8 protein-coding genes are annotated in these 10,260 nt (G+C 72.8%); all 8 read right to left on the bottom strand.

The genetic code is table 11. From position 1 onward, the window contains the following. Positions 1-12 precede the first annotated feature (12 nt). The 8 genes from ABGB05_RS23770 to ABGB05_RS23735 all read right to left on the bottom strand — a co-directional run bounded on the left by ABGB05_RS23770 (position 13) and on the right by ABGB05_RS23735 (position 10,259). Positions 13-573 carry a sigma-70 family RNA polymerase sigma factor gene (locus tag ABGB05_RS23770; RefSeq protein ID WP_347655682.1) on the bottom strand — a complete coding sequence of 187 codons (561 nt, stop codon included), beginning with the start codon at positions 571-573 and terminating at the stop codon, positions 13-15. Between the two features lie 32 nt (positions 574-605). Continuing rightward, positions 606-3,218, bottom strand: a complete 2,613-nt coding sequence (locus ABGB05_RS23765) for a right-handed parallel beta-helix repeat-containing protein (RefSeq protein WP_347655681.1) — start codon at positions 3,216-3,218, stop codon at positions 606-608. A gap of 34 nt (positions 3,219-3,252) precedes the next feature. Further along, positions 3,253-4,860, bottom strand: coding sequence for a S8 family serine peptidase (locus ABGB05_RS23760; protein ID WP_347655680.1), 1,608 nt, complete (start codon positions 4,858-4,860; stop codon positions 3,253-3,255). Then, positions 4,857-6,539 carry an RICIN domain-containing protein gene (locus ABGB05_RS23755; protein WP_347655679.1) on the bottom strand — a complete coding sequence of 561 codons (1,683 nt, stop codon included), beginning with the start codon at positions 6,537-6,539 and terminating at the stop codon, positions 4,857-4,859. The genes ABGB05_RS23760 and ABGB05_RS23755 overlap by 4 nt, the downstream gene beginning before the upstream one ends. A gap of 194 nt (positions 6,540-6,733) precedes the next feature. Continuing rightward, on the bottom strand, positions 6,734-7,471 hold the full coding sequence (locus tag ABGB05_RS23750) for an SDR family oxidoreductase (RefSeq protein WP_347655678.1): 738 nt from the start codon (positions 7,469-7,471) through the stop codon (positions 6,734-6,736). A 94-nt stretch (positions 7,472-7,565) separates the two neighbouring features. Next, a complete protein-coding gene (locus tag ABGB05_RS23745) occupies positions 7,566-8,195 on the bottom strand; it encodes a helix-turn-helix domain-containing protein (RefSeq protein ID WP_347655677.1) in 630 nt (209 codons plus the stop codon). 142 nt (positions 8,196-8,337) lie between these two features. Beyond that, positions 8,338-9,390: a branched-chain amino acid ABC transporter permease gene (locus ABGB05_RS23740; protein WP_347655676.1), complete on the bottom strand. Its 1,053-nt coding sequence runs from the start codon at positions 9,388-9,390 to the stop codon at positions 8,338-8,340. Further along, complete coding sequence (locus ABGB05_RS23735; protein WP_347655675.1) at positions 9,387-10,259, bottom strand: branched-chain amino acid ABC transporter permease; 873 nt, start codon at positions 10,257-10,259, stop codon at positions 9,387-9,389. Before ABGB05_RS23735 ends, ABGB05_RS23740 begins: the two co-directional genes overlap by 4 nt. Position 10,260 lies beyond the last annotated feature (1 nt).

Below are 10,260 nucleotides of genomic sequence, written 5' to 3'. Positions count from 1 at the left end.
GACCCGGCGGGGTCAGTTCGGAGCGCTGCCGGTCACGCCGCGCCGACCCAACGCCCGCTGCAACTCACGGGTGGCGTTGTGGGTGCGTGACTTGACCGTGCCTGGCGGTACGCCGAGCAGCCCGGCCACCTCACGGTGCGTACGGTCCTGGTAGTAGACCAGGAGCAGGGCCTCACGGTGCACCGCCGAGAGGCTGCGCAGCGCCGGCCCCAACACGGCCCGGTCCAGGGCGGCGTCGTACAGGCTGTCCGCCGGCTCCCAGACCGTGGCCGTGACGTCCTCGGCGACCTCGGCGGGGCGGGCCGCCGTCCGCCGGGCCTGGTCGACGCAGAGGTTGTGGGCGACCCGGGAGAGCCAGGCCTGCGGCGACCGGGCGCTGGCCACCGAGGCCAGGTTGCGCCAGGCCCGCAGCAGTGTCTCCTGGACCAGATCCTCGGCGCGGTGCGGGTCGCCGGGCACCAGGCGCCGGACGTACCGGTGCAGCGCGGGGCGGCTCTGCGGCACCAGCACCCGCTCGTACCAGGTGGCCAGGTCGGTCTGGGGCGGCTGAGGATCACACTCGAGGGTCGTCATCGGATACCTCATCTCTGGCCGGACGGACCGCCTCAGGCAACCGAGGCGGCGGCGGGCACGTCGGACGCGGTCAGCCGCAGCAGGTCGTCCGTCGACGGGTCGGCGAGGTCGGCCACCCGCTGCGCCTGGTGTTCGGTCATCCGCTGGAAGACCTGCCGCGCGGCGCGACCGTTGCCGAAGCCGTGGCCGTGGTCCATCCCGGCGAAGAGGGCGTGTACGGCGGCCCGCGCATCGTCGGCGAGCTGGTACTCGTGCTGCCGGCACTGAACCTCGACGATGTCGGTCAACTCGGTGGGCCCGTAGTCCTCGAAGGTCAACGTCCGGGAGAATCGCGAGGCCAGACCCGGGTTCGACGCGACGAAGCGGCCCATCTCCAGCGGGTACCCGGCCACGATCACCACCACGTCGTCCCGGTGGTCCTCCATCAGCTTGACCAGGGTGGCGATGGCTTCCTGCCCGAAGTCGTTGGTGTGCCCGGGCGGGACCAGCGAGTAGGCCTCGTCGATGAAGAGCACGCCGCCGAGCGCCCGCCGGAAGACGGCCTGGGTACGGGGTCCGGTGTGCCCGACGTACTCGCCGACCATGCTGGTCCGGTCGGCCTCGACGAGATGGCCACGTTCCAGCATGCCCAACGCGGCGAGCAGCCGGCCGTAGAGCCGGGCGACGGTGGTCTTGCCGGTGCCGGGGTTGCCCGCGAAGACCAGGTGCCGACTCAGCGGCGGCGACGCCAGCCCGGCCTCCTGCCGGCGGCGCACCGTCCGCATGAGTTTGATCTGGGCCTGCACGTCCTGCTTGACCCGGTCGAGGCCGACCAGCGAGTCCAGCTCGGCCAGCAGTTCCGGCAGGTCGGCCTCGGTGGGTACGGCCACCTCGGCCGTCGCGCCGGTCGCGGCCGGCGGGGTGCCGGCCAGCGCGGCGGCACCCGCTGCCGTCGGATCACCGGGGTGGCCGCCGGCGGCGAGCGCGGTCGGCGGCAGCAACGACCTGGTCACCCCGGTCAGCCGGATCTCCTCGAAGACCGGCTTGGCCTGCGGGTCCACGTCGACATCGAGTTCGGTGTCCCGGATCCGGGCGCGGACGACGGCCGGCGTCGCCCCGGCACCGACGTGGATCGCCGGGTACGCGCTGGCGGTGAACACACAGTCGACGTACCGGCCGCCGCCGCCCTCGGCGACGAACAGCGCGTTCTTCGCCCCGGCCGTGCACGACGTGGCCGTCACCCGCGGTTTCGCCCCGGTCCACACGACGATGCCGGAGCCCTCGGCGTCGCGCACCGCACACCGGTCGACGACGCCCCCGCTGTCCTGCTCGAAGACGATCCCGGCGGTGCCGGCACGGTCGATCCGGCAGTCGGTCAGCTCGACGGTGGCGCCGACGCCGACCTGCACCCCGGCCCGGCCGCTGGCGTCGACCACGCACCCGGTCAGCCGGGCTGGTCGGTCCGCGCCCACGACCACCCCGTTGCGGTTCGCTGCCAGCACCGTGCCGGTGGCCGTCACCTCGGCGCTGTCGGCGGTACTCACCCCGGCCAGCCCGCAGCCGTGCACCCGGGCCCCGACCAGTTCGGCGTGGCCAGCCCCGATGGCGTGCAGCCCGTGCTCCGCCGACGGCCCCAGCCAGACGCCGGTGGCGGTCAGCCGGCCGGCGCCGCCGACGTGCAGCACGCTGTAGGTCGAGTCCCCGAGTACGGTGTCGGTGAGCGTCACCGTGCCCTGGTCGGTGACGAGGACCCCGTTGCCGGCGCAGCCGCGCACCGATCCGGCGACGAGGCTGACCTCGGCCTCGTCCCGGCACACCAGGCCGGTCGCGCCCGCCCGGTCCACGTCGCAGCGGGTCAGCACCAGCTGCGCCCGGTCGGCGGCGACGACGCCCGCGGCGGCCGGCGCGGTCAGCCGGCAGCCGGTCAGGTCCACGATCGCGGTACCGGAGGCGAAGACCGAGTCGCCGCCGCTGCCGGAGACCGCGACGTCCCGCCCGGTGACCGACGCCGACTCCTCGGCGAGGATCCCGTTGCGGCCGGCCCCGACGACCGTGCCGCCGGCCAGCTCGAACCGGGCGCTACCGCGGGCCCGTACGCCGGAGCCGGTGACCGGGCCGATCCAGGTGTCGCGCAGCGTGGCCTGCGCCGACTCGCCGGCCACCACGCCGATGCCGTCGACGTCGGTGACGACACAGCGCTCGACCAGGACGACGGCGTCGCCGGTGGCGTACAGGCCGGCGAGCCGGGCACCGGTCAACCGACAGTCGCGCAGCACCGGGCGGGCCTGTCCGGTGACCTCGACCCGGCCGCCGTGCAGGCCGCAGCCGACGAGTTCGGCGCCGCCGTCCTCGATCCGCAGCAGCGGCTCCGCGGGGTCGGTACCGGCCAGCGTCAGGTCGGCCAGGGTCGCCGCGGCGGTGATCCGCACCGGGGTGCGCGGCACCAGCGACACGCTGCCCGGCCCCCGCTCGGCCCGCAACCACACCGCGCTGTCGACGAGCAGTTCCTCGTGGTAGAGACCCGGCGCCACCAGCACGGTCTGCCCGTCCGAGGCCGCGCGTAGCCCGGCCGCGATGCTCTGCGCGGCACCTCGTTGTCCGGGTGACACCCAGACGACGTCCGAACCGGCGCCGGCCCGTCGGCCCCCGAGTACGCCCCGTACCATCAGCCGCCCCCCGCGGGCACCGTCGGTCCGGTGCTCACGGCTGCCCGCTGCGTACCAGGTGGTCCGCGTCATCGGGGCGGCCGGCGAACGGGTCGTCGGCCTGTTCCACGGCCAACCGACGCCGCGCGCGTGCCGCCCGGTAGCGGCCCCAGAGCCACCCGGCCGCGAGCAGCGCCCCGATCGCGGCGAGCACCGCCAGCACCGCCGGCCAGGAGACCGGCTGGCTCCGCCCGCTCCGATCGACGACCGTGCCGGGCCGCCCGCCGTCGAGCAGCGGGCCGGTCACCGCGGCGTACGGGTCGAGCCGCCCGACGCTCCCCTGACCGGCGTCGGCTCCCCGGGCGGCGGTGCTGACGAGCTGCCGGCCGATCTGTCCCGCGGAGAGTCCCGGGTGGGCGGAGCGGACCAGGGCTGCCGCGCCCGCGACGAAGGCGGCGGCGTACTCCGTACCGGTGCCGACGTAGGACCCGGTACCGGCCGCTCCGATGCTGCGGACACCGGTTGCCGGCGCGAGCAGGTCCACCGATCCGTCCGGATAGTCGCTGGTCGGCCGCTGGTCGCGACGAAGGCCCCCGACGCGGAGCAGGCCCTCCGCCGGGGCCACGGTGGACTTCCCGGTCGGGACCGGCGCCACCACGAGTACACCCCGGCCGATCGCCTCGTCGACCGCCGAGCGGACCGTGCGGTCGGTGACGTCGACGGACGCGCCGAGCAGGATCACCTTCGCCCCGGTGGCCACCGCGACCTGGACGGCGGTCACGGCCGCCGGTGGGCTCGCCGCGACGCCCCGGTCCACCAGCCGCACCGGAATGATCACGGCCTTCGGCGCCACCCCGACCTGTTTGCCGCCGGCCCCGTCGTCGGCGGCGACGATGCCCGCCAGTGCGGTACCCGAGCCGACGCAGTCGGTGTCGCCCAGGCCGTTGCCGGAGACGATGTCCGCGCCCCGTCCGAGCCGGTCGCCGAGTTCCGGCCGACCCGCCGCCACACCTGAGTCGATGACCGCCACCCGGACGCCGGCACCGGTGGTGGTCCGCCACACCCGCTCCGGAGCCACCAGGCGCTGGCCCCAGGTCGAGGTGGCCGGTGGGGCGGCGACAGTGGTCGGCCGGCAGCGGGAGCGGTCGGAGACCGGGGATCCGGAACCCGTCGGCCGGCCGGCGCCCGGTTGCGGACCTGCGGGGGCGAGGGGCACCTCGCCCCGCCCGGGTCCGCTACCCGGGTCGGCCACCGTGGACGGGCTGGACGGCGCAACCGTCGTACCGGGCAGCACCCCGTGCCGCAGGCCGGCGCCGATCGCGTCCCAGGGCAGCACGAGGTGCCAGCCCTCGTTCAGCCGCCCGGGATCGGCCAGTCGGCCACCGTCCGGCTGCCGCCGCCCGGTGTTGAGTTCCAGGATCTCGCCGGCCCGTTCGGCATCGCCGAGGAACCGGGCGGCGATGGTCCAGAGGGTCTCCGGCTTACCCTGGTACGACGCCGGCACCGTGTAGTAGAGGACGTAGGGCTCGACCTCCGGACCAGCCGGCGCGGCCTGGGCGGCCCGGGTGGCCGGGAACCCGGTCACCGCGAGCGTGCTGGCCGCCGTCACCGCGGTGAGCGCCGCCAGCCCGGTCAGGGCCACCCGCGCCAGTGGCCCGGTCACCAGTTGGCCCTTCGGATCAGCGCCCAGTCGTGGTCGTCGTTGGCCCGGCAGCCGAACACCTCGATCCTGGCCTCCAGTCCACCGGTCCCGTATCCGCCGGTGACGTCCAGGCAGAGGTTCGCGGCGGTGTTGATGACCCGGTAGAACTGGCCCTTGCCGGACTTGACCGTCGGCTGCAGCCGCCAGTACTGGTTCTCGTCGTCGAAGCAGCCGGTCTCGTACACCCCCGTCCCCGGCGAGACCGAGCCGGTGCCGGGCAGGTCAAGGCAGTACTGGGAGGTGACGCTGCGGATCCAGTACAACTGGTTGCCGGCGCCGTCGACCCGACGCGGGACGAAGGCGTACTCCTGGTTGTCGGGGGTGTGCGGATAGCAGAGGTTCTGGTGGACCGTCCCGTCGCGCGGCCCCGGGCCGGTCCCCGGAATGTCCAGGCACATCTCGGTGGCGAGGTTGTAGATGAAGTACGGCCCGTACGAACGGTTGTCCGTGGCGACGTCCCTGGCCTTGACCGGTGGCTGGTCGGAACTCGCCGGGGTGCTCGCTTTCGTCGGCTTCGACGACGGCGGCCTGGCCGGCGCGGTCGTCGAACCGGGGGTCCGCTCAGGCGCGGCGGTCGGGCTCTTCGCCGGGCCGGCGGGCGGGGTCAGCCGCGGGTCCTTGGCGTACTCGGCCTCGAAGCGGCCCACCTGCTCCGTCAGTGCGCTGATCCGTTCGCCGCCCGGCACGTCGGCCAGCGAACGGATCGTCGGGTCACCGCGCAGGAACGCCGCCAGCGCAAGCGGGTAGTCGTCCGCGCCGGTGCCGGGTACGGCCTCCAACAGCGCGCACATCGTCTCGCCGAGGGCCGGCACCGCCGAAGCGGGCGTCCACGGCGAGGCCTCCGCCGACGGCCGCACGTAGGACACCCACACCTGGGGCAGGAACTGCGCGATGCCCTGCTCGCCGGTCGGGCCGAGCCGCTGCGGGTCGAACGCGGAGGTGGCCATCAGCTGGGCGGCTACCCGGGCCGGCGGCAGCTGCGGGCAGACGGCCCCAGCGGCCCGGACCAGTTGCAGGTACTCGTCGGGCACCGGCAGCGGCGTCGCCGCTTCGGCGACCCGCTCCGCCACCAGCGGCGGGGTGGTCTCGGGCGCGGCGTCACCGCTGCCGCCGAAGGCCGGCTGCAACGCATACCAGATGGCGTACCGTTCCACGGTGTCGACGTACTCGAGGGCGCCGGTCGGCACGTCGCCGGCCTCGACGACCGGCTCCACGCCGACCCGGTGCGCCGCCAGCGCCAGCTGCCACCGGTCGCCGTCGAGCTTGAGCACCCGGATCTGGCCGACCAGTTGGCACATGTGGTGGGCGAGCGCGGTGACGCTGGCCTCCCGGTCGCTTGGGCGCGCGCCGTCCCACGGCGCCCATTTCTGCCACACGGTCGGCACGAGCCCGGCGGTGCCCTGCGCTCCGACGGCCTGCACCGCCTCGACCGGGGTGGCGGAGAACCGGGAGGCGGCCATCACCTGGCCGGCCAGCCGCGCCGGAGTCAGGGTGGGGCACGCCGTGGCCGCCTCGGTCAGCAGCCGGACATCGGCGTCGGAGACCCGGGCGCCGGGCAGCGGCTGCCCGGCGTCGGCCGGGCGAGGGGCCACGGACGCGGTCAGTGTGACCATCGCGGCCAGCCCCAGGGCTGTTCCCACGAGCAGCCTGTGGCCGGTCCTTCCTGACATGCTGATCCGGGTCGTTCTGCTCGGCACCGGCCCCCACACCCTCCCCAGGAATGTCCGTAATGGACTCACTGCAAGCTAGATGCCGACAGCACGGAGCACAGGCGACCGAAAGAGACATCACCGTGAATATTGGGTAAATGATTCTGGCGCCCGGACCCGCAGACTCAGATCGAGATCCCGCCGTCCACGGGAAGGACCACCCCGGTGATGTATCCGGCCTCCTCGGAGGCGAGGAAGGCCGTGGCCGCGGCGATCTCACTGGGCGCCGCGAACCGGCCGAGTGGGATGGCCGCGGCGAGCTCCTGGCGCTTCTCCTCGGGAATCGAGCCGATCATCCGCGTCTCGGCGTTGGGTGAGATGGCGTTGACGGTGACGCCGAACGCCGCGAGTTCCTTGGCCGCGGTCTTGGTGAAGCCGATGATCCCCGCCTTGGCCGCGCCGTAGTTCGCCTGCCCGACGTTGCCGCGCAGTCCCGTGTACGACGTCACGTTGATGACCCGGCCGTACCCCTGTGCCCGGAACACCGGCACCGCGGCGCGGGTCAGCCGGAAGGTTCCGCCAACGTGGACGTCCAACACCTCGGTCCAGTCCTGGTCCGACAGCTTCCACAGTCGGCGGTCCCGGAGAATGCCGGCGTTGTTGACGACGATGTCCAAGCGGCCGGCCGCCGCGACCACCTGGTCCACCAGGGACTCGACGGCCTCGGTGCTGGTGACGTCACAGGCCACGCCGACCGCGCCCACCTCGTCCGCCGCCAGCAACACCGCGTCGGCGTCGGCGTCGACCAGGAACACCGTCGCCCCGGACTTGTGGAAGAGGCGGGCGAACTCGAGTCCGAGTCCGCGCGCCGCTCCGGTCACGATCGCGGTCCTGCCCGCGAAGTCGAACGTCAGGTTCGGCAACGTCCGCTCCTCCTCACACTTCTCGTGGTGATCCCGCCGGGGAGTGCCGACCCGGGCGCGCTGCCCGGTACCGGCCGCACGACCCCCGCGACGGCTAGCGCAACTCCTCCGCCGCGTCCCGCAACGACGTCAGGACGCGGCGGGTCTGCGGCGTGTCCGGAAGCAACGCGAGGAGCAGCGGGGAGGTGGAGAACGTCGACTGGTGGGCCATCAGGGCGCGGACCCAGTCCATGCCCGCCGTCAACTCGCCGACGGCGTCGGTCGTGCCGCCGCTGCGTACCCAGTTCCCGAGCGCCGACCGGTGGATAGCGTCGATGAGGGCCGCCAGGGCCGTCGCCTGGAAGGGCGGAGCGTCGGCCGGGAGGTGGTCGCGCAGGAACGAACGGGTGAGCGCCACGTACCGCTCGTGCTCGATGACCTCACGTTTTCGCAGCTCAGGGACGACGCGCGTCAGTTTGTACCGCCGGAGGACAAGCTCGGGCCGACTGAGGAAGTCACGCAGGGACTCCTCCGTGGCGGCGATGACGGCCTCCACCGGATCCGTGCCGGCGGCGGACTCGACGAGGCACCGCTCGACAAGTCCGATGCGTTCGGTGTGGTCCGGGAACGCGAGTTCGTCCTTGCTCTCGAAGTGCCGAAAAACGGTACGGCGAGACACGCTCGACGCCTCCGCGACGGCCTCGACGGTGACGTTCGCGTACCCCTCCTCGAGAAACAGGGCCATCGCCGTCTCCGAGATCCGGTACTTGGTCTCGAGTATTCTCCGCGACGTCACCGACAGGTGCCCTCTCCTGGTCTGGTGTTGCGCGATGTGCGGTTACCGCGCATCGTGAGGTTTGCCGAACTTCGGGACTGCCCGCGATGGTTCACGGTCCTCGCCTCGACGGGTCGGCACCGGCCGACGTCCGACCCGGCGACGTACGGCGCCGCTGCCAGGTGAGCCACCGGTGACGGACGGTACCCCAGAGGCCACGGCGGAACAGCAGCACCACCAGGACGAAGACCGAGCCGGTGACCAGGTCGATACCGTCGAAGCCGGACGAGGCGAGGTAGTCGGCGAGCATCACGGCCAGGAAGGCGCCCAGGACTCCTCCCCAGAGTGTGCCGATGCCGCCCAGCACCGTCATCAGCACGACCTCGCCGGAGGTGCTCCAGTGCAGCTCGGTGAGCGCGACGAAACCGTGGTTGATGGCGAACACCCCACCGGCCAGGCCGGTCAGTCCAGCGGAGAGCACGAAGGCGATGACCTTGTACTTCTCCACCTCGTAGCCGAGCGCCCGGGCGCGCTGGGTGTTGTCGCGGATCGACACCAGGACCCGTCCGAACGGCGAGTGCACGATCCGCCAGGCCGCCCACATGCCGAGCAGGAGGATCGGCAGGGCCGCGTAGTAGAAGTAGAACGAGTCGGTCTCCACCGGCTCGATGCCGAAGAACTCCCGAGGTACGCCCTGCAGCCCGTTCTCGCCACCGGTCAGGTCGCTCCACTGGTACCCGACGAAGTAGACCAGCTGCGCGAAGGCGAGGGTCACCATCGCGAAGTAGATCCCGGACCGGCGCACCGACAGGTAACCGGCGGGCAGGGCCAGGACCATCGCGAACAGTGCGCCGCCGACGACGGCCACCGGAAACGGCACCCCGTAGTGCGTCGCGATCAGGCCCGTCACGTAGGCCGAACTGCCCCAGAACGCCGCGTGCCCGAAGGACAGCAGGCCCGTGTAGCCGAGCAGGATGTCCAGCGCGATCGCGAACAGCGCCATCGCGACGATGTCCATCGCCACCGGCGGATAGACGAACCAGGGCAGCGCCAGGGCAGTCACCAGGCCGGCGGCCAGCAGCACCCAGCGCAGCCCCGGAGCGCCCGTCGCGGCGGCCGGGGGTGCCTCGGCGACCGGGGCCGGGGTAACCACGGACTGCGTCATGCCGTCGCCTCCTTGCGTCCGAACAACCCCGCGGGGCGGACCAGGATGATCAGGGCCATCAGGACGAAGATCAGGATCTGCGCGAACGTCGGGGCGTAGGCCTGGCCGAACGCCTCCACCAGGCCGACCAGGAAACCCGCGACGACGGCGCCGACGATGGAACCGAGCCCGCCGATGACCACGACGGCGAAGAGGATGATCGCGAAGTTGTTGCCCATGTCGGCGGTGATCGCGCGGAACGGCGCGGCGAGGACGCCGGCCAGGCCGGCGAGCGCGACACCGAAGCCGAAGACCGGCGTCACCCAGCGGCCGACGTTGATCCCCAGGGCGCGGGCGAGTTCGGGCTTCTCCGTCGACGCCCGGACGATCATGCCCACCCTGGTCCGTGTCATCACCAGCCAGACGAGCACACAGATCGCCACGGAGAACAGGAAGACGAAGAGCTGGTAGCGCGGCAGCACGACGCCGGCCAGGTCGACCCGTCCCTGTAGCGCCTCCGGAGCCCGGTACGGCAGCCCGGAGACGCCGTACCTCTGCTTGACAAGCTCGACGAGAACCAGCGTGAGGCCGAAGGTGAGCAGGAAGTTGTAGAGCGGGTCGAGCCGGAGCAGCCACCGGACGAGCAGCCGCTCCACCGCGACGCCGAAGACGAACATCAGCACCGGCACCACCAGCAGCGACCACCACAGGGTGAGATCGAGGGTGTCGAGCAGGACGGCCGCGGTGACCGCACCGAGCATGTAGAACGCGCCGTGGGCGAAGTTCACCACGCCCAGGACGCCGAAGATGACCGCCAGGCCCAGGGCGGCCAGCGCGTAGAAGCTGCCGGCCGCCAGCCCCTGTACGGCGTACTGCAGCACTGCGTTCACG

The organism is Plantactinospora sp. B5E13 (assembly GCF_039871775.1).
Taxonomy (GTDB): domain Bacteria; phylum Actinomycetota; class Actinomycetes; order Mycobacteriales; family Micromonosporaceae; genus Plantactinospora.
The sequence above is the reverse complement of the archived record's forward strand: the minus strand, read 5'-3'. Positions and strand labels throughout refer to the sequence as shown.